The organism is Rhodospirillum sp. A1_3_36 (assembly GCF_047263945.1).
In the GTDB taxonomy this organism is placed as follows: Bacteria; Pseudomonadota; Alphaproteobacteria; order Rhodospirillales; family Rhodospirillaceae; genus Rhodospirillum.
The window spans coordinates 37,051-55,121 of record NZ_JBLAVB010000007.1 but is presented as its reverse complement, the minus strand read 5'-3'; the positions used below and the strand labels follow the sequence as shown (position 1 = coordinate 55,121).

The following is an 18,071-nucleotide window of genomic DNA, read 5'->3' as shown; positions in this document are numbered from 1 at the left end:
CATCTTATCCCATTAAAGCCAAGCATACGAGAAAGAACCGAAGCCGATTTCACAGACTCCTTTCCAGCCTGGAAAGGACGCATCGATCAATCCCGCACGACCAGGACGGAACAGTCGGCATGCCTGACCACCCGCGCGGCGTTTGGTCCAAGCAGATAGTCCCGTAACTCCGGACGATGCGCGCCAATGACAATCAGATCCGCCGTTGTCTGCTTGCTCATGCGAATGATGCTTTCGTAAACGCTTCCTTCGCTGACAATATTCTGCACGGATAGATCCTCAGGCACGGCCTCCTTGGTGCGGTCCTTCAGGGTGGCGAGAATCTTGGTCGCCACATCTTTTTCGAAACCACCGGGAAAAAACTGACCAACAATGCTCATGCCGAACTCTGGCACCACCGTCATAATATGCAGCTTGCCGCCATGGGCCTGAGCCAGACCGATGGCCATGGGCAGGGTATGCTCCCAGTCGTAGGAGCTGTCGAGGTCAACAGGCACCAGGATATGCTTGTACATGACGTCCTTCCTTATTGATCCATCCGAGACTGCCCCCGAGACCGGCTTCGGAGGCGCATGTCATTCGGCTTTTTCATCTACCCGTGAAGAGTCCGATGGAAAAACGGCCCCTTCAAGGCGTCATGCCATCTCCGCAGTCCGGCTTCGGCGCCGCCGCTGCAACCACCAGACCAACACCAGCCCTGCGAAGGCAGGGATATAGAACAGCTCCTTTGGCGGACCATTGTTGTCCAGGATCACGGCTGTGATCACCCAATCGAAGTCGATTCCCAGGCGTTCCGCCGTCGAGCCAAAGACCACATTGTCCACCACCATGGTGTCGTTTTCTCCGGGTATCAGCTCCAGCCCGGAGTGGGTCACCCGATCCTCACCGGATCCCGGGGCTCCCAGGGGCAGCATCACGGCCTTCGAAACCTGTTTCCCTTCCAGGGTTTCGCCCTCCACCTGAACACGGAGACGGCCGTTATCGGGCAGACCTGCTGCCACATCAAAGATCCGTGTGGCAGGCACTTCGATCACGGGGGGAACGATCTGATCCATCCAGAACCCCGGACGGAAGATGGTGAAGGCCACCAACAGCAGGATCAGGCTTTCCCAGATCTTATTGCGGACAATCAGGAACCCCTGGGTGGCAGAAGCGAAGGTCAGCATGGCCACCAGGGCAAAGAAGAACACCAGGGCGGCATGCCAGATCGAGTGGACATCAATCAGCAACAGGTCGGTATTGAAGATAAACAGGAAGGGCAGGATGGCCGTCCGGATATCGTACATGAAGCCCTGGATACCGGTTTTGATGGGATCGCCCCCCGATATGGCCGCCGCAGCAAAGGCCGCAAGCCCCACAGGCGGCGTGTCATCGGCCAGGATCCCGAAGTAGAAGACGAACATATGGACCGCCACCAGGGGCACCAACAGGCCATTGGCCGCTCCCAGGCTGACGATCACCGGTGCCATCAGCGAAGAAACCACGATGTAATTGGCCGTGGTCGGCAGGCCCATCCCCAGAAGGAGGCTGATGACCGCCGTCAGGACCAGGATCAGCATCAGATTGCCGCCGGAAATCACCTCGATGAACTCGGTCATGACCTGACCCAATCCCATCAGCGTGATGGTCCCGACCACCACACCCGCAGCAGCCGTGGCCACGCCGATGCCGATCATATTGCGCGCCCCGGAAACCAAGCCGTCGAACAGGTCACGCCCGCCTTCTTTGAGCAGGCCAACCCGATCGCCGACTCCGGTCAACAGGGCAGCGAGCGGCTTCTGGGTGACAACGATGAACATCATCAAAACCGTGGCCCAGAAGGCCGACAGTCCCGGAGAGAGGCGCTCCACCATCAGGCACCAGACAAGCACGAAAACCGGCACCAGATAATGCAGCCCCGCCCGCACCGTGGGTCCAGGATCGGGCAATTCCGTGATATCCGTCGAGGTCTCCAGAGGGGGCTGTTTGGTAGCAACCCAAAGCAATCCCACATAGGCAAAGAAAATTGCCGCCACAGCCACCCAGAAAATTCCGCCTGACAGCAACGTCCCTTTCATCCAGCCAAAAACATAATAGACCGCCAGACAGACCAGGGAAAAGATCACGAAACTGATAAGGAAACTGCCCAAAAGTCTCAGACCGGAGATGGGGATTTTCCGGGGCAAGCCCTTCAGCTCCAGCTTACAGGCCTCCAGGTGGACGATATAGACCAGCGCCACATAGGAGATGAAGGCGGGCAGAACCGCATGCTTCATCACTTCGACCAGGGAAATACCAAGGTATTCGACCATCAGGAAGGCCGCCGCCCCCATGATCGGTGGAGTGAGCTGGCCATTGGTGGAGCTGGCCACCTCCACCGCCCCAGCCTTTTCGGCGGAAAACCCCACTTTTTTCATCAGCGGAATGGTGAAGGTCCCCGTGGTCACCACATTGGCAATGGACGATCCGGAGATCATGCCAGTCAGGGCCGAGGAGACCACCGCCGCCTTGGCCGGTCCGCCCCGCATGTGACCCATCATGGAAAAGGCCACCCGGATAAAGTAATTGCCCGCCCCGGCCTTCTCCAGCAAAGCCCCGAACAACACGAACATGAAGACCATGGAGGTCGAGACCCCCAGAGCCACACCGAAGACGCCTTCCGTGCTGAGCCATTGGTGGGACATGGCCTTGTTCAGGCTGGCCGGCGTGCGGGCCAACACACTGGGCATGTACTCCGAGAAGAAGGTGTAGCTCAGGAAAACGATGCAAACCACCATCAGCGGCGGCCCCAGGGCCCGGCGGGTAGCCTCCAGCAGCAGGATCACACCGATAACCGCCGTGTAGACGTCCAAGGGAATGGGCGCGCCCGGTCGGGTAGATAATTCGTTTTTAAAAAGGAACAGGTAGGCCGCGCAATAGGCCGCCACCAGGGCCAAGAGCCAGTCCAGAAGGGGAATCCGGTCCCTGGGACTACTGTTAAAGGCTGGATAGGCCGTATAGGTCAGGAAGACGGCGAAGGCCAGATGGATGGACCGGGCCTCGGTCGAATCGAAGACGCCAAAACCAAACATGAACGGCAGGGGAGAAGAATACCACAGTTGAAACAGGGACCACAGCAGGGCCACCCCAATCAGGACCTTGCCGGTTGGACCCGCGGGTGTCCGGGCGCCCGTATCAACAGAAGCGACGAAATCTTCTGCAGTGGCCGCTTGCGCCTTGCCCTGACCGCCTCCCCCCTCGTCATGCGCCACGTTGCCCATTTGCCCATTCCCTCCACAAGGGGCGGCCCCCCGAAAAGCCACGGGATCACCGCCACCGATACCAACACCAAAAACCCCTGATTTTCGGACGACGGAAACCGCGTTCCGGTCATCGGAAAAATGCACCTTCGCAAAAAGACTGTCCCGCTCCAGTCCTTCAACTGAAATGGGATCAAAGGGTCCGTGACCCTTTGCGGGTCTGGACAGCGCCCAGAGTCTTTCAAAAGGGCGGGTCGGGACATCAAGGAGACCGTGTCCCTCACCAAAGGCAACGGGGAGGTGGTTGCCCCCCTCCCCGTTAAGACCTCCCTTATTTCAGGAGACCCACTTCCTTATAGTACTTTTCGGCTCCCGGATGCAGGGGCGCGGACAGGGAGGCAGACACCATCTCTTCCTTGGTCAGGTTGGCAAACGCCGGATGCAGTTTTTTGAAATCATCAAAGTTCTCGAAAACCGCTTTGACCAGCTCGTAGACCACGTTCTCCGGCACATCGGCGGAGGTCACCAGGGTGGCGCGCACGCCGAAGGTCTTGGTGTCTTCGTCGTTGCCCCGGTACATGCCACCGGGAATGGTGGCCCAGGAGTAAAACGGGTTTTCCTCGACCAGCTTCTTGGCGCCATCGTTGGTCACATTCACCAACGTCGCGTCACAGGAGGTGGTCGCCTCCTTGATCGAGCCGTTGGGATGCCCCACGGTGTAGACGATGGCATCCACGTTATTGTCGCACAGCGCCTGGGACTGCTCGGCCGGCTTCAGCTCGGAAGCCAGGGAGAAGTCATCCATGGTCCATCCCATGGCGTCCAGCAGCACCTCGGTGGTGGCGCGCTGACCGGATCCCGGGTTGCCCACATTGACCCGCTTGCCCTTCAGATCCGTAAAGTTCTTGGCACCGACATCAGCCCGAGCCACCACGGTGAACGGCTCCGCATGGACCGAAAAAACGGACCGCAGCTTTTCAAAAGGACCGGCATCGGCGAACTGGGACACGCCATGAAAGGCGTTGTACTGCACATCGGACTGGGCCACACCGAAGTCCAGCTCGCCCGCGCGAATGGTGTTGACGTTGTAGACCGAGCCACCGGTGGATTCCACGGAGCACCGGATGCCGTGCTCCTTGCGGTTCTTATTCACCAGGCGGCAGATGGCCCCACCGGTGGGATAGTACACGCCCGTCACGCCACCGGTGCCGATGGTGATAAAGGTCTGTTCCTGGGCCGCAGCCGGAGAGCCACCCAGGGTGGCCATCAAGCCAATGGCGCCGATAGCACCGAGGGAAAAGCCGGCGATGGTTTTCATGACTATCCTCCAAATTTCGAATCATCTTGGATCAGCGCCACCGAAGACCAAGCTTTCCTGGGACCGACACCCCTTGGTCTGCCCCAAAAAAAACGGTCGCGAAACCACGGCAGCGCTTTCACGATGGGTCAAATGTGCGCCTTCCCCTGCCATCCTACAAGGCATAGGGAAGAGAAAATCCGCGACAAAGCAAAAGGATGCGCACCAAACGGCCATGCGCCCCTATGGCATCGAGCGGAAAAGTGGGCCGCGGTTTTCCGCTCCACGCGATGCTCTAACCATAAGAGTCTAGATCAAATTATTCTTGTTGAATCGATTTATTCTTGTTGAATCGATTCCGATTTAAGGCGGCCTGACCTAGCTTTCCGCGAAGCTTTTGGAAAGCCGGGCCAGAAGCGCGAGTAATGTGTCGTGTTCTTCGGAGGTGAGAGCTTGGGCGGCGCGGTCGTTGATCTCCTTGGCCTGGGCCATGGCCTCCTGCTCGACCTCCCGCGCCTGATCGGTCAAGAAAACCCGAGAGCGTCGGCGGTCTTCGGAATCGGCTTCCCGTCGCACCAGACCGTCCCGTTCCATGCGGGATAGGGTGTTCGCCAAAGTGGGCTGTTCCACCTTAATGGCTTTCAGTAATTCCGATTGAAACTGGCCGTCTTTCACCCAGAGCTGCAAAAGGACGGGAAAGACGCCGGAAGACAGCCCCAAGGGCTGGATCTGTCGGTCCAGGCATTGCTTGAATTGTCGCGCGACCATGTTGCACATGTATCCGAGCGACCGTTCCGGATTGTATGTCAGGGTCTCATTCATGGCTATATTTTAACTCGACAGGTTAAATAAAGCAAGGGTTGGAAGTGGTTGTACTCGATACCTTGTATAGAACGCCAAGGAAAAGTGTGAAGCAGGCGGCGATTCATTTGCCGCCGGTCAAAGTGAAAAGGCGTGCCCTCGGCTTGCTTCGGTTGACTCCGAGTAGTGTTGAGTTGCACCAGTTGCCCGGTTCAGGGGGACATATTTGCCGGGTGCGGACAGGACGGTGCGACGGAAATACCCAGTCAACTCCCCTTTTCCAATAGAGAGTTCCATGTTTTCAAGACCTTATGTTTTGGCATTCCTATTGCTTAAGAATTGGTCAACGGATCGCGACTCCAAAGGGAGACAGTCATGTCCATCGACTTCGAGGGCCTAGGCCAACAGGCGCTCCAATTCCTCGGCCTTGGCAATAGCGCCAAGGATATCTCCAATGCGAGCCAATCGGATCAGGAGACGTTCAAGAAGCAACTCGACCAGTTGTTCGCCAATATCCAGGGATTGGCTCAGGGCCGCCTCAACAAGGCCAGCGAGGCCCTGAAGGCCGAACCCATCACCTCCTTGTTCAAGGTGGATGGCGAGATTATCGGTTATCACTCGGACTCCGGTACGGTGTTCACAGACGATGCCGTAGCCGATTCGGTGAAAGCCATCCAGAACGAAGTGGATGAACAGGGGTTGACCGGGATTGCCGCAACCACCTATCAGGCTGACCGTCTTAAGGAGGAATTGGGCAATTTCTACGGTGCGGGCAAGGTCGAGAGTGTCGTCTTCAAGGAGGGCACGGCCCCAACCGTAGGCGAGATCACCGACGCGCTGTTCAATGGCGTTCCCCTGCCCGATGGGGCGACTGGTGCGAATACGAATACCGTGGCTGCCCGCCTGGGGCTGTCCCAGATCCGCTTTAACTCGGATACCTTAAGCCTTCTGAACGGTCAGTCCCCATTGTAGGATATGGGGGCCTGGAGAGGAATGAGGAAACCTGTGTCGCGGTTTTTCGTCTCATTCCGCTCTAACCATATAAACGTGATCTCGAAGCACCCTATGCCGGATCGAAGGATGGCTCTTTGTCCACGCTGATCCCGATTCTCATCAAGTTCGCCCTGATGTTCGCTATCGTCAGTGCTGCCATTCACCTGTTGTCCGGTGTCGGCAAGGGCGAGGACGCGGAGGCCGACAACCGGAAACGGGGCTGGATGCTGGTCGGCATCCTCACCATCGCCGCAGCGGCGATGGCTTGGTACATGTGACCGCGTTTGCGGTCGAACCAATTGCGGGCGCACCAACGGTTTTCGGCCTCGGACCTGTCGGGCGACTGGGGTATTTTCCCGTCACGGGGGTTTGGGCAATCGCCCAAAACAACCGTGACACTGTCCTGTCGCTTGGCCGGTTGACCGGTGACTCAAAAGCGACCCAACTTGATCTCGGAAAACCCTAGGCGGCTTCTGGCTCTGGGCGCCACGCCTTGGGGAGGCGGGCAAACAGGATCAGGTTTCCGAGCAGGATCATCGGCAGTCCGGCCAGGGACCAGGGCGTCCAGTGATACCCTTCGAACAGGGTGGAGACGGTCAGGGCCACCAGGGGGAACAGCACGGTCGCATAGGCCGCCCGGTCCGGTCCCACCCGATTGACGAGGCTGAGGTAGGCCAGGAAGCCGACCAGGGATCCCGGACCGATCAGATAGGCGAGGCTGCCCAGGTAGCGTAAGGACCAATCGACCGGAAAGGACCCGATCCGGACCGCGACGAAGCAGCCCAACAGGGCGGAGCCCCAGAGCATGCCACGGAAGGCGGCGTTGGGGAGATCCATGCCGATGGTTCCCATGCGCGACGAGACCATGTTCCCCAGGGAGAAGGTGAAGGTCCCCGCGAGAACGAGACCAACGCCCAAGGCCGTCTCCGTGCCCAAATGGGCAGAGGCCAGGGTCTCGCCAAAGAGAAGCCCCACCCCCAAGATCCCACAGAGCGCGCCTCCAACCACCCGGACGGCCGGACGCTTGCCCAGGAAAATCCACTGGTTGAAGGCATTGAAGACTGTGGCCAGGGTGAAAAGAACGGAAACGATGCCACTGGCCACGAATAGGGTTCCGGAATAGATCAGCAGAAAATTGCCGCCGAACAGGCAAAGCCCCATGGCTGCGAACCACCGGTGATCGGCCAGCTTCGCCCGGCGCAAACGGCCCGTCGCGGCCAACCAGAGGCCGAGCAGAGTGCCTGCGGCCAGGAACCGCCAAAAGATGGAGACCTCTGGCGGTACGGTCCCCAATTGCAGGTGGACGGCGAACCAGGTGAATCCCCAGGTGAAAACGACAGTGGCGAAAAGCAGGGCATTCATGGCTGGGTATCCGGGATTACAAAGATTGAACAGAACAGGTGCGCTCTCCGCCGACATTGCCGGTGTTCACCGTGTCGGCGGGTTCCACGAACAGGACATGGCATTCCTCGGGGGCTTCGGGGCAATGCTCCATACCCCGGGGGACGATGATGTAGTCGCCCGTGTTCAAGGGAACAGAGGCGTCTCGGAAATGGAGGATCATCGATCCTTTGACCACCAGAAACATCTCGTCCTCCCGTTCGTGGTGGTGCCAGACGAAGGATCCACGAAGCTTGGCCAGTCGGATCTGTGCATCATTGATCCGGCCCCCCTCCCGGGGCGCCCAGGCTTCGTTGAAACTGGCGAAAGCGGCAGATAAGGTGACTTTTGACGGCGTGACGGGTGATAGGCTCATAGTCAGGTCCTGTTACGGGGAAAGGGGTGAGGCCAAACATGCTCCTGAGAGGCGTCGCCGTCTTCCGTTCCCTTGCGGTCCTTGTCGCGTTCTTGCGGCAAACACACCTGTCGGCTTGCCCGGGACCGCTTTCTCGTGTCACCGTAAGCGGATGACCCTTTGATCGCCTGGGCCGAAAAATCCATGGAGTCCCTGACGGGCTATAGCATTCATGACCATTTGCACAACGCGGGGGTGCCCCTGCGGGCGTCGGCGCGTTTTGGCGATGGCATGGCTGCGGCCCTTTGGTACCGGGAAGAGCGGGTCCATCAGCGCTATGACGCGCCGGAACAGCATACCGTCAGTCTCTACGTGGAGGGTGGCGAGGGTATCCGCCGGGTTGAAGGAGGGCGGGCCCGGTCCGGGTTTGGTCGGGGCAGTCTCTGCGTCATGCCCGCCGGATTGGACTCGGAATGGGAGGTGGATGGGGCGGTGAGCCTGTTCCACCTGTACATTCCCAAGCCGGTGTTCGAGCGGGCGGTGGTGGAGACCCTGGACCGGGATCCGGCCCACTTCACCCCCCGGGACCAGAGTTTCCTGAGGGATCCGGTGTTGGAAGGGATGATCCGCTCATCCATTCTTCCCCTGACCTGGGATGAACCGGCAGATCGGTTGGCGGTGACCCATGCGGGACGCATGGTCGCGGCCTATCTGGTCGGACGGGAGGCTGACCGGGCAGGGGCGGTGCTTGCCAAGGGCGGCTTGTCGCCCCAGGCCTTACGGCGGCTGGACGGCTATATCCGCGACCGTTTGGCCGATCCCCTGAGCACCGAGGATCTGGCGCGGGAGGTAGGCCTCAGCCCTTTCCATTTTTCACGGATGTTCAAGCAATCAACGGGAGAGAGTCCCCATGCCCATGTGACCCGCCTGCGCATGGAACGGGCCCGGGCCCTGATCGCCCAGGGGATGCCACTCGCCCAGGTGGCCGGAGCCTGCGGCTTTGCCGGGCAAAGTCATTTCGCCAAGCGCTTCAAGGAGGTTGTTGGCATCACACCAGGCCGATACGCTCAGGTGATATAGGGGGCGAACACTCCCCAAGTTTTAATTTATACTCTGTGTCCTTGAACATCCGGAAACCCTGCTTCGCAGTTGCTGGGCTCTGCCCAGACCCGCAAAGGGTCGGCGGACCCTTTGATCCCAAATGGAGGTCCGGGGCCTCAGGCCCCGGTTGGGGGTGGGGGGTGGGGGCATTTGCCCCCAAATGGGCTTGGGCTATCGCCCAAAAAAGACGAGATACTCTAGGAATCGTAGGAAATCAGGCTGTCGACGGGGATTTTGGCTTTCTCCCTACCCCCCAAGAAAGTCAGCTCGATCAGGCAGGCGGCGCCGACCACGTTGCCACCAACCTTCGTCAGCAGTTCCGCCGCCGCGTTCAAGGTGCCGCCGGTGGCCAGCAGGTCATCCAGGATCACCACACGCTGTCCTGGCTCGATGGCGCCCTCCTGAACCTCGACCACATCTGAGCCGTATTCCAGGGCATATTCGTGGCTGATCGTGGGGCCGGGGAGCTTCCCTTTTTTGCGCACCATCACGAAGCCCAAACCGAGCTTCAGGGCCAGTGGGGCGGCCATCAGAAAGCCCCGGGATTCGATACCCGCGAGGACGTCCGGCGCCTTGGTGCCAACCACTTTGGCCATGCGGCCCATGGCGACTTGCCAAGCGTCGGGATGGGCCAGAAGGGTGGAGATGTCATAGAACAAAATCCCCGGCTTCGGGAAGTCGGGTACTTCGCGGATATGGTCTTTCAGATCCATCGGGGTCTCCTGGGAAGGAATGGGACTTCGGTATCCAGATGGAACCGACGCAGGGGAGGAGGGAATCTACCGCCCCCCGCCACCCAGGCAAGCTTAAAATCCAGGGTTTTGCCATTCAGGCCAACAACTGCCCTGAACTGAAACAGTTGTTTCGTTTTTATTGACTCTGCCTGAATCAAATGTTTCATATAAAAGATGACCAAAGACACCATGAGCTATGCTGACGCCTGTAACCGGTTGCGCGACACGCAGGGGCTCGGCTCCGGCGCACGGCGGGCGGCGGCTTGGCTTCTGGATCATCCGGAAGATGTGGCCCTTCTGTCCATGCGCCGCTTGGCCGAAGCGGCGGGCGTGCCCCCCGCGACCATGACCCGGTTGGCCCGCGCCCTGGGGTGGAGCGGGTTCGATGCCCTGCGGGCGCCCTTTCTGGCTCGACTGCGTGAAAAGGCGGGGGAGGGAGATGGCGCTTTTACAGCCGGGTTCCAGGCCACTGCCGCGCGGGAGAAAACGGGAGAGGGCGACGCGGCCCGGGCGGTTGTCCGGGCAGAGTTGATGGCCCTGTCCACCCTGGCCGTTACGGAGGCAGAGGCCGCCGTGGCCCAAGCAGCAGAGGAGATTCTCGCTGCCCGCCGGGTGTTTTGCCTGGGGGTGCGGGCCAGTCATGCTCCGGCCTATGTGTTCCACTACGGGTACCAATTGATGCGTGAGAACGCGGTGTTGGTGGAGGGTGGAGGGGCGACTTTCATGGATGGCTTGCGAGGGATTGGCCCTGGGGATGTCCTGCTGGCCGTCAGCGAACGGCCCTATGCCCGGTTGACGGTGATGGCCCGGGATCATGCCTTGGCCCAGGGGGCGAAGGTGGTGGCCCTGACCGATTCCATCCGGTCTCCGCTTGCGGCTGGGGCTGCGGCCCTGGTGATCTTGCCCATAGGGGGCGGGACGTTTTTTCCGGGGCTTGGCCCCGCGCTTTGCGTCGTCCAGATGCTTCTGGCCCATCTGGCGGCCCGGGGGGGCGAAGACGCCCTGACCCGCATCAAGGCCAGCGAGCGGCAATTGGCCGCGTTCGACGTCTTTTGGCGTGATCCTTCCATACGGACGATCCAGCGATGACTTCCTCTCTCCCGTCTTCTAGCCCAACCCTGATTCCCCCGAACGCAGATCGGTCCGGCGATCATGTGTTTCACCGCTCCTGTACCGCCCGCCCCCCCTTGGCGGTGGGCGGCAAGGGAATGCGGTTGTTCGATGCCGAGGGGCGGTCTTACCTGGATGCGTCAGGTGGGGCGGCGGTCTCCTGCCTGGGGCATGGGGACGCCAAGGTCCGCCGCGCCCTGAAAGCCCAGGTGGACGCCCTGGCCTTCGCCCATACGGGGTTCTTCACCAGCCAACCCGCCGAAGACCTGGCCGATATCCTGATTGCCAAGGCTGAGGAGACTCTGCCGGGAAATACCCTGTCCCGGGTGTATTTCGTTTCCGGCGGATCCGAGGCCAACGAGGCAGCCCTCAAGCTTGCTCGCCAATACTTCCTGGAGATCGGTCAACCGGCCCGCCACAAGGTCATTGCCCGACGGCAGAGCTACCACGGCAACACCTTGGGCGTGCTCGCTGCGGGGGGGAATCTCTGGCGTCGGGAGCCCTTCGAACCCCTGTTGATGCCGGTTACCCATATCGCCCCCTGCTACGACTACCGCGACCGGGCCGAGGGCGAGAGCACCGAGGCCTACGGTCTTCGCGCTGCCGATGAGCTGGAGGCCGCGATTCAGCGGGAGGGGCCGACCAGCGTTGCGGCCTTCATCGCCGAGCCGGTGGTGGGGGCAACCTCCGGTGCGGTGCCCGCTGTGCCGGGCTACCTGAAGAGGATCCGGGAGATCTGCGACCGTCACGGCGTGCTGCTGATCCTTGATGAGGTCATGTGTGGCATGGGGCGCACGGGCACCCTGTACGCCTGCGAACAGGACGGGGTGGCGCCGGATATCCTGACCACGGCCAAGGGACTGGGGGCCGGGTATCAGCCGATCGGTGCCATGTTGGTGGGAGACCATCTGTATGCGGCCATCCGCGACGGATCCGGCGCGTTCATGCATGGTCATACCTACATGGGCCATCCGACCGCCTGCGCTGCGGCCCTGGCTGTGCAGAAGCGTCTACATGATGACGGGCTGCTGGCCAAGGTGGCGGGCAAGGGGGCTCACCTGCGGGGGCTTTTGGAAACGCGCTTCGGCGACCACCCGGCCGTCGGAGATATCCGTGGGCGAGGTCTGTTTCTGGGGGTCGAGCTGGTGGCCGATCGGACAACCAAGGCGGTCTTCGACCCAGCCTTGAAGCTCCATGCCCGAATCAAGGCCGAAGCCCTGAAGCGGGGCCTCATTTGCTATCCCATGGGGGGAACCATCGACGGTCGGCGGGGGGACCATGTCCTGCTTGCGCCACCCTTCATTCTCACCAAGGTTGATGCCCGGGAGATCGTCGACCGTCTGGGGGCAGCCTTGGATGCGGCTTTGGCCTCGCAGGCACTCTAAAATCTATACAACGAGAGTGAAACGGGGCCAGCTTGCACAGTACACGACAGTGTCTCGTCTTTTTTGGGCGATTGCCCAAACCCATTTGGGGGCAAAGCCCCGAGATTGGAAAACACCCACTGTCGTGTACTGTGGCCAGCTTGACTCAAACTGATCCCGTTTCACTCTAGATCCCAATAGGGGGGCTTACCAATGTGGTCGGCGAGGAAGTCGATAAAGGCCCGGACCTTGGGCGACAGATGGCGGCTTTCCGGAAAAACCACGTGAATGCCGCTTTCCAGACTGGTTGGGGACATCAACCAATCCTTCAGCAACGGCACAAGCCGCCCTGCGGTCACATCCTCGTAGACCATCCAGGTGGGTAACATCGCCAAACCGGCGCCCCCCAGGATCATCTTGTGCAAACACTCACTGTTGTTGCTCGACACCGGACCGGTCACGGTCATTTCCAGACGCTCGCCATCCTTTTCAAAGACCCAGCTTTGATGTCCGGGACGATATCGGTAAACCACACAGTGGTGGTTTACCAAGTCCTGAGGTGTCTGCGGCGTCCCGTGGCGTCGAAGGTAATCCGGCGCGCCATAGACCAGCCGCCGATTATCCGCCAAACGCCGGGCAACCAGAGTGGAATCCCGCAAGGCGCCAATGCGCACGGCCACGTCCACGCCCTCGTCAACCAGATCAATGAACTGGTCGGACAGGGACAGCTCCACCGTCACATCCGGGTAGCGAGCCAGAAACAGGGGCAGGGCTGAAGCCACATGGTAATTGCCAAACCCCACCGGCGCATTCAACCGCAGGGTACCCCGGGGAGCGGATTCCAAAGAGGTCACCGCCTGGGTTGCGTCTTCCACGTCCAACAGAATGCGCTGGACCCGCTCGTGGAACAGACCCCCGGCCTCGGTCAGGCTCAGCTTGCGGGTGGTCCGGTTGAACAACTGGGTTCCCAGACTGTCCTCCAGACCACTGATCTGTCGGGAAACGGACGATGGCGCCATGCCCAGGACGCGTCCCGCCTCGGAAAAACTACCCGCGTCCACAACCCGGGTAAAAAGGCGCATTCCGGTCAGAATATCCATGCAAGACCCCGTCCGATCACTTCAAAAAAAGGAAAAACTCAGCATAACCATAGCCTTATGCGCATTTATGCTGCTTTGCAAAAAACGCACAGGAGATTGTCCCATATCGTGCGTTCTCATTCCAAGCGTCCCGGCCTATTTTCACCTCAACGAAACATTGGAGGAAACGCCTCTGGACAGTCTTGCACTCAGAGGAGTTTCAACATCATGGGTACCAAAATGGATCACAAGTCTTTCTACCGCGCCATCGATGGCCGTGCCGACGTCGACCTCATTGTCCGCCAGGCCCGCCTTGAGCAATCCCGAGCCATCCGCGCGTGGTTTCACGGCATGCTGGAGCGTTTGTTGACAGCCAAAGCGCCCGCCGAGACGGCCAAAGTTGCCGCCCAGTAATCTTGCTAAGACGAAGGGTATCAACATCATGGAAAGACGGTCCCTGGGCGACCTGCCCTGCGAACACGTCGACCACGACGCCCTGCTTCGTCAGGCTCGGCTTGACCACGGTGCTTTCATGCGGGGTCTGTGCCGTGGCTTGATCAAGCGCCTGCGCGGCGGTGACTTTTCCGCGACCGCCCAGGAGGCGTCTGTAAGATAGCGCTTATCTCCCAATAAAGACAAGAAAAGGGAGAGCCCAAGCTGGGCTCTCCCTTTTTTTCCGTGCAGCCAGAGGACTTACTTGCTTTTATAGTCCTCGTGACAGCCCTTGCAAGCCTTGCCCAGATCGCCCAGCTTGGCGCCGATCTCGGACATATCCGCACCGGACTCTGCGGCAGCGGCCAAAGCCTTGGCGGCTTCTGCGCCCTTCGTCGACTTGGCCTTAAAGTCATCCATATTCGCCCAAATGGCGTCCTTGGCTTTGGTCTTGCCAACACCGGCCGTGCCTTCTGGGAAGGCGGCGGGGAAGCTTTCCAGGATCCCGGCAATGGCCGTGGCGTGCAGGGCGGTGTCGTCTGGCACATCAAGACCAGCCTTCATCCGGGTGGCCATGGCCTTCATGTGACCGCCAACGGCGCCCATGGTGGCCTTGCGGTAATCCACATAGGCATCCGGATCGGCGGCCTGGGCAAGACCCGCAGCGAAAACGGCAGCGGTGGCCAGAGCAATCATCGTCTTATTCATATCGTCAGAGTCCCCAAGTTGATTTGGCGCGTGGCAAACAGGGCTTGTAATCAGAACTCCACGCACCCCTCGATACAGGATGCTCGCTGCGACGCAGTATTTCAAGAGTCACTCATATAACATTCGCGTGAACAGCCTCCCCTGGTTCCCATTCCGGATCGTGGTATCCTCCTCTTTGGTCGACGAACAAAACGCGGGCCACGCAAACAGGACATGCATGAAGGAAGGCACCTATGAGCAACGGGACCACCCCTCCGATCAAGGCGGAGGGGGCAACCATAGGAGAGGGGAGGGGTTGGCTAAAGGAGATCTTGCGCCCCTTGGCCCCCACGTTCCGGGAAGTGGCGCTCATGTCCTTTTTCATCAACATTGCGGCCTTGGCCACGCCCGTCTTCGTCCTACAGGTCTATGACCGGGTGGTCTTCCATGCCGGCCTGTCCACCCTGCAAGGGCTCGTTCTGGGCATGGTCGTGCTCCTCTGTTTCGACTTCATCCTCCGCCAATCCCGGGCGCGGATCATGCAGACGGTTGCCTTGCGCCTGGAAAGCCAAGTGGGCCAACGCCTGTTCGACAAATTGACCGCCCTGCCCCTGCGCGTCCTGGAACACCGGCCAGCGGAATACTGGCTCCGGGTCTTCCGGGACGTGGACGTCATCCGCAACACCCTGTCCGGTGCGTCGGCCCTGCTGCTTTGCGACCTGCCCTTCACTCTACTGTTCCTGGGGCTTGTTTTTGTCATCGCCCAACCGGTTGGCTGGGTGCTGGTCTGCGCTGCGGTCGTCTTCATGACCCTGGCCCTGGTTTCCGGTCGATCCGTCCGGTCCGCAGCCGAGCAGGAGAAGGACTCCCTGGGCAGCCGGGATACCCTGTTAGCCGAACTGCTCAACGGCCGCACCACGGTCAAGGCCCTGGCCTTGGACCGCACCCTGCGAGACGATTACGAAAGGCGCTTGGCGACCCAGGTGGGCAACGCCATCAACCGGGGAGGACGGGTCGACGGCTTCATGAATCTGGGCGCGGTGCTGTCGATTCTAACGACCCTTTCCATGACCACTGTCGGTGCGCTGGCCATTATGGATCAGGCCATGACCATCGGTGGGCTGATCGCAGCGAATATGTTGGGCGGGCGGCTTCTTTCGCCTTTGAACCAACTGATGGGAACTTGGCGGACCTTCGCTGGGTTCCGCCAATCCGCCAACCGCCTGGCCGAAGTCTTCGCCCTGACCGAGGATCGGCAAGCGGGCACGGTCGACCTGGGCGAAACCCAAGGCAGACTCACCCTGGAAGGGGTGACCTTCCGCTATACCAGCGACCGCGCGCCCCAAGTGGAGGACATCTCCGCCGAGATCACCCCCAACGGTTTGACGGCCATCATCGGCCCCAATGGCGGGGGCAAGAGTACCCTTTTGAAAATCCTGATGGGCCTCTATCCACCGGAAAAAGGACGCGTCCTGCTCGATGGGGCCGATATCGCCCAATTCTCTCGGGCGGATATCGCCAAGCGTATGGGCTACCTGCCCCAGGAAACCACCCTGTTCGAAGGCACCATCCGTGATAACATCGCCATGGGTCTCCCGGAACTGGACGACGCGTCGATCACTGCGGCGGCGAAGGCTTCCGGCGTCCATGACATGATCATCGACTTGGCCGACGGCTATGCCACACCTGTGGGCGAAGGGGGCCGCACCCTATCGGGCGGCATGCGTCAGAGAGTGGCCCTCGCCCGGGCCCTCGCCGGATCACCCCCTGTCATCCTGTTGGACGAACCCTCAGCCAGCCTGGACCGGGCCGCAGAAGAAGCCCTGCGTGACGCCCTGCTAGAGATGGCCCAGACCCGAACCGTGGTGGTGGTCACCCACAGTCCCCTCCTGCTCGCCCGTTGCCATCGGGTCCTGGTTCTGGCCAAGGGGCGGTTGGCCATGGCCGGACCAGCAGTGGAAGTCCTGCCCAAATTGTTCCCCGGTCAGGTCCAGGTCGTGCCCTCCGGTGGCCTTGGGTCCGGCGCCACGCCCCCTCCCTCCCCTCCACCCCCTGCCCCGGCACCCACCCCTGCCCCCACAGCCATGACCACTTCGACAACCATCCAGGGAGGGTTTCGATGAACACCGACGCAAAGGCTGCAGAGGCCTCCGTTCTTCCTTCTCCTCCCTCCCCTCCCTCTGCCCCTCCTCCCTCCCCACTGGAAGCCCTGCGCCAATCCCACCCCCTGCCCACCTGGCGGACCTTCGCCTGGACGGTGATGGCCCTGTTCGCTGCCTTCCTGATCTGGGCCAGCCAGGCCCAATTGGACGAGGTGGCCACCGCCCCGGGCGAGGTCGCCCCGGAAGGCAAGACCAAGATCATCCAGCACCTGGAAGGAGGAATCATCACCGAGATCTTTGTTCAGGAAGGGGATTCGGTCGAGGCGGGCGATCCGCTGGTCCGACTGACCCTGCCCACCACGGCCATGAACCCGGAGGAGATCACCGTCCGCCTGGATGCCCTGCGTCTCAGTCAGGCCCGGTTGACCGCCGAAGCGGAAGGCACCCCCCTGTCTTTCCCCCCGGAGATCGCCGCGCGGCGTCCCGAATTGGTCAAGACAGAACGGGAAGCCCATGAAGCCCGGTTGAAGGAACTGGACAGCTCCTTGAAGGTTCTCGCGACCCAGAAGACTCAACGGCAGAACGAAGCCAAGGAACTGGAGGCCCAATTGGACTCGGCCCAGGCCAACCTGAAGATCACCCAGGAGCGCTATGGCATTTCTGCCAGCCTGATGAAGGATGGGTTGACCAACCGCATGAATCACCTGGAAATCGCCGGGGCGCTCACCGACCTGAAAGGCCAAATCCAGGCCCTGGAACCGGCCATCGAGCGGGCCAAGGCGTCCATTGGCGAGACAGAGGAGCGGGAGCGGGAGACCCTGCTCTCCTTCCGCCGGGAAGCCTTGGAAATGACCGGTCAGGCCGAACAGGAAATCGGTCGTCTCATGGAAATGATGAGCCGGGCCGATGATCAACAGGGCCGGACCCTGATCACCGCACCGAACAAGGGCGTGGTCAAGAACGTCAAGCACAGCACCATCGGCGGCGTGATCAACCCCGGCGAAGCGATCATGGAAATCGTACCCGTGGAAGACACCCTGATCGTCAATGCCCGCCTCAATCCCATGGACCGGGGCTATGTGACCGAGGGGCAAAAGGCCACGGTGAAGGTCTCCACCTTCGACTACGCCCGCTATGGCGGTCTGGAGGGAACCGTGACCCAAGTGGCACCGGACACCACCATCGACGACAAGGGGCAGGCCTTTTATCGGGTCCAGGTCCGCACGGATAAAACCTACCTGGGGGACAAGCCCGGTGACTACGAGATCAAACCGGGCATGGAAGCCACGGTGGATATTCATACCGGAGAGCGTACCGTTATGGAGTTCCTGATCAAACCGGTGCTGAAACTCCGGCACGAGGCCTTCCGGGAACGGTGATATCCAGGTGCGGTGAGTTTAACCTGCCGCACCTTAAAA

The 18,071-nt window shown here is 60.6% G+C and carries 18 protein-coding genes; 9 read left to right on the top strand and 9 right to left on the bottom strand.

Annotated elements, in window-relative coordinates; all coding sequences use genetic code 11:
* Positions 1-86: 86 nt before the first annotated feature.
* The 4 genes from ACLIRY_RS15685 to ACLIRY_RS15670 all read right to left on the bottom strand — a co-directional run bounded on the left by ACLIRY_RS15685 (position 87) and on the right by ACLIRY_RS15670 (position 5,337).
* Entirely contained in the window at positions 87-515 is a 429-nt protein-coding gene (locus ACLIRY_RS15685) for a universal stress protein (RefSeq protein WP_413206358.1), read from the bottom strand.
* A 120-nt stretch (positions 516-635) separates the two neighbouring features.
* Positions 636-3,239 carry a TRAP transporter permease gene (locus ACLIRY_RS15680; RefSeq protein WP_413206357.1) on the bottom strand — a complete coding sequence of 868 codons (2,604 nt, stop codon included), beginning with the start codon at positions 3,237-3,239 and terminating at the stop codon, positions 636-638.
* 310 nt (positions 3,240-3,549) lie between these two features.
* Positions 3,550-4,536, bottom strand: coding sequence for a TAXI family TRAP transporter solute-binding subunit (locus ACLIRY_RS15675; protein ID WP_413206356.1), 987 nt, complete (start codon positions 4,534-4,536; stop codon positions 3,550-3,552).
* 357 nt (positions 4,537-4,893) lie between these two features.
* On the bottom strand, positions 4,894-5,337 hold the full coding sequence (locus ACLIRY_RS15670; protein ID WP_413206355.1) for a MarR family winged helix-turn-helix transcriptional regulator: 444 nt from the start codon (positions 5,335-5,337) through the stop codon (positions 4,894-4,896).
* A gap of 354 nt (positions 5,338-5,691) precedes the next feature.
* Here ACLIRY_RS15670 and ACLIRY_RS15665 point away from each other — a divergent pair, with 354 nt between their 5' ends.
* Together ACLIRY_RS15665 and ACLIRY_RS15660 are read left to right on the top strand one after the other, a co-directional pair.
* Positions 5,692-6,288: a hypothetical protein gene (locus ACLIRY_RS15665; protein ID WP_413206354.1), complete on the top strand. Its 597-nt coding sequence runs from the start codon at positions 5,692-5,694 to the stop codon at positions 6,286-6,288.
* 116 nt (positions 6,289-6,404) lie between these two features.
* Positions 6,405-6,587 carry a hypothetical protein gene (locus ACLIRY_RS15660; RefSeq protein ID WP_413206353.1) on the top strand — a complete coding sequence of 61 codons (183 nt, stop codon included), beginning with the start codon at positions 6,405-6,407 and terminating at the stop codon, positions 6,585-6,587.
* Positions 6,588-6,771: 184 nt separating this feature from the next.
* On the opposite strand, the gene ACLIRY_RS15655 is transcribed toward ACLIRY_RS15660, so the two are convergent.
* The gene (locus ACLIRY_RS15655) at positions 6,772-7,671 is read right to left on the bottom strand and encodes a DMT family transporter (RefSeq protein WP_413206352.1); all 900 of its coding nucleotides are present in this window, start codon (positions 7,669-7,671) and stop codon (positions 6,772-6,774) included.
* A 16-nt stretch (positions 7,672-7,687) separates the two neighbouring features.
* Positions 7,688-8,065 (bottom strand): cupin domain-containing protein, encoded by a 378-nt coding sequence (locus ACLIRY_RS15650; protein ID WP_413206351.1) that lies wholly within the window; start codon positions 8,063-8,065, stop codon positions 7,688-7,690.
* Between the two features lie 183 nt (positions 8,066-8,248).
* Between ACLIRY_RS15650 and ACLIRY_RS15645 the strand changes: the two genes are divergently transcribed.
* Positions 8,249-9,124: a helix-turn-helix domain-containing protein gene (locus tag ACLIRY_RS15645; protein WP_413206350.1), complete on the top strand. Its 876-nt coding sequence runs from the start codon at positions 8,249-8,251 to the stop codon at positions 9,122-9,124.
* 218 nt (positions 9,125-9,342) lie between these two features.
* On the opposite strand, the gene ACLIRY_RS15640 is transcribed toward ACLIRY_RS15645, so the two are convergent.
* Positions 9,343-9,858 carry an adenine phosphoribosyltransferase gene (locus ACLIRY_RS15640; RefSeq protein WP_413206349.1) on the bottom strand — a complete coding sequence of 172 codons (516 nt, stop codon included), beginning with the start codon at positions 9,856-9,858 and terminating at the stop codon, positions 9,343-9,345.
* A gap of 195 nt (positions 9,859-10,053) precedes the next feature.
* On the opposite strand from ACLIRY_RS15640, the gene ACLIRY_RS15635 reads away from it, so the two are divergent.
* Both ACLIRY_RS15635 and ACLIRY_RS15630 read left to right on the top strand, forming a co-directional pair.
* A complete protein-coding gene (locus ACLIRY_RS15635; protein ID WP_413206348.1) occupies positions 10,054-10,968 on the top strand; it encodes a MurR/RpiR family transcriptional regulator in 915 nt (304 codons plus the stop codon).
* Entirely contained in the window at positions 10,965-12,374 is a 1,410-nt protein-coding gene (locus tag ACLIRY_RS15630; protein ID WP_413206347.1) for an aspartate aminotransferase family protein, read from the top strand. Before ACLIRY_RS15635 ends, ACLIRY_RS15630 begins: the two co-directional genes overlap by 4 nt.
* A 161-nt stretch (positions 12,375-12,535) precedes the next feature.
* Here ACLIRY_RS15630 and ACLIRY_RS15625 read toward each other — a convergent pair whose 3' ends face one another.
* Complete coding sequence (locus ACLIRY_RS15625; RefSeq protein ID WP_413206346.1) at positions 12,536-13,453, bottom strand: LysR family transcriptional regulator; 918 nt, start codon at positions 13,451-13,453, stop codon at positions 12,536-12,538.
* Positions 13,454-13,660: 207 nt separating this feature from the next.
* Between ACLIRY_RS15625 and ACLIRY_RS15620 the strand changes: the two genes are divergently transcribed.
* On the top strand, positions 13,661-13,846 hold the full coding sequence (locus ACLIRY_RS15620) for a hypothetical protein (RefSeq protein WP_413206345.1): 186 nt from the start codon (positions 13,661-13,663) through the stop codon (positions 13,844-13,846).
* Positions 13,847-13,874: 28 nt separating this feature from the next.
* Entirely contained in the window at positions 13,875-14,048 is a 174-nt protein-coding gene (locus ACLIRY_RS15615) for a hypothetical protein (RefSeq protein ID WP_413206344.1), read from the top strand.
* A gap of 77 nt (positions 14,049-14,125) precedes the next feature.
* Here ACLIRY_RS15615 and ACLIRY_RS15610 read toward each other — a convergent pair whose 3' ends face one another.
* Complete coding sequence (locus ACLIRY_RS15610; protein WP_413206343.1) at positions 14,126-14,572, bottom strand: c-type cytochrome; 447 nt, start codon at positions 14,570-14,572, stop codon at positions 14,126-14,128.
* Positions 14,573-14,805: 233 nt separating this feature from the next.
* Here ACLIRY_RS15610 and ACLIRY_RS15605 point away from each other — a divergent pair, with 233 nt between their 5' ends.
* Together ACLIRY_RS15605 and ACLIRY_RS15600 are read left to right on the top strand one after the other, a co-directional pair.
* Positions 14,806-16,674, top strand: a complete 1,869-nt coding sequence (locus tag ACLIRY_RS15605; RefSeq protein WP_413206342.1) for a peptidase domain-containing ABC transporter — start codon at positions 14,806-14,808, stop codon at positions 16,672-16,674.
* Positions 16,671-18,032 carry an HlyD family type I secretion periplasmic adaptor subunit gene (locus ACLIRY_RS15600; RefSeq protein ID WP_413206341.1) on the top strand — a complete coding sequence of 454 codons (1,362 nt, stop codon included), beginning with the start codon at positions 16,671-16,673 and terminating at the stop codon, positions 18,030-18,032. The genes ACLIRY_RS15605 and ACLIRY_RS15600 overlap by 4 nt, the downstream gene beginning before the upstream one ends.
* Positions 18,033-18,071: the final 39 nt, after the last annotated feature.

What these genes read in the sequence shown, in the direction of transcription:
- ACLIRY_RS15685 (WP_413206358.1), bottom strand. Translation starts at nt 515, where the DNA reads ATGTACAAGCATATCCTGGTGCCTGTTGACCTCGACAGCTCCTACGAC.
- ACLIRY_RS15680 (WP_413206357.1), bottom strand. Translation starts at nt 3,239, where the DNA reads ATGGGCAACGTGGCGCATGACGAGGGGGGAGGCGGTCAGGGCAAGGCG.
- ACLIRY_RS15675 (WP_413206356.1), bottom strand. Translation starts at nt 4,536, where the DNA reads ATGAAAACCATCGCCGGCTTTTCCCTCGGTGCTATCGGCGCCATTGGC.
- ACLIRY_RS15670 (WP_413206355.1), bottom strand. Translation starts at nt 5,337, where the DNA reads ATGAATGAGACCCTGACATACAATCCGGAACGGTCGCTCGGATACATG.
- ACLIRY_RS15665 (WP_413206354.1), top strand. Translation starts at nt 5,692, where the DNA reads ATGTCCATCGACTTCGAGGGCCTAGGCCAACAGGCGCTCCAATTCCTC.
- ACLIRY_RS15655 (WP_413206352.1), bottom strand. Translation starts at nt 7,671, where the DNA reads ATGAATGCCCTGCTTTTCGCCACTGTCGTTTTCACCTGGGGATTCACC.
- ACLIRY_RS15650 (WP_413206351.1), bottom strand. Translation starts at nt 8,065, where the DNA reads ATGAGCCTATCACCCGTCACGCCGTCAAAAGTCACCTTATCTGCCGCT.
- ACLIRY_RS15645 (WP_413206350.1), top strand. Translation starts at nt 8,249, where the DNA reads ATGGAGTCCCTGACGGGCTATAGCATTCATGACCATTTGCACAACGCG.
- ACLIRY_RS15640 (WP_413206349.1), bottom strand. Translation starts at nt 9,858, where the DNA reads ATGGATCTGAAAGACCATATCCGCGAAGTACCCGACTTCCCGAAGCCG.
- ACLIRY_RS15635 (WP_413206348.1), top strand. Translation starts at nt 10,054, where the DNA reads ATGACCAAAGACACCATGAGCTATGCTGACGCCTGTAACCGGTTGCGC.
- ACLIRY_RS15630 (WP_413206347.1), top strand. Translation starts at nt 10,965, where the DNA reads ATGACTTCCTCTCTCCCGTCTTCTAGCCCAACCCTGATTCCCCCGAAC.
- ACLIRY_RS15625 (WP_413206346.1), bottom strand. Translation starts at nt 13,453, where the DNA reads ATGGATATTCTGACCGGAATGCGCCTTTTTACCCGGGTTGTGGACGCG.
- ACLIRY_RS15620 (WP_413206345.1), top strand. Translation starts at nt 13,661, where the DNA reads ATGGGTACCAAAATGGATCACAAGTCTTTCTACCGCGCCATCGATGGC.
- ACLIRY_RS15615 (WP_413206344.1), top strand. Translation starts at nt 13,875, where the DNA reads ATGGAAAGACGGTCCCTGGGCGACCTGCCCTGCGAACACGTCGACCAC.
- ACLIRY_RS15610 (WP_413206343.1), bottom strand. Translation starts at nt 14,572, where the DNA reads ATGAATAAGACGATGATTGCTCTGGCCACCGCTGCCGTTTTCGCTGCG.
- ACLIRY_RS15605 (WP_413206342.1), top strand. Translation starts at nt 14,806, where the DNA reads ATGAGCAACGGGACCACCCCTCCGATCAAGGCGGAGGGGGCAACCATA.
- ACLIRY_RS15600 (WP_413206341.1), top strand. Translation starts at nt 16,671, where the DNA reads ATGAACACCGACGCAAAGGCTGCAGAGGCCTCCGTTCTTCCTTCTCCT.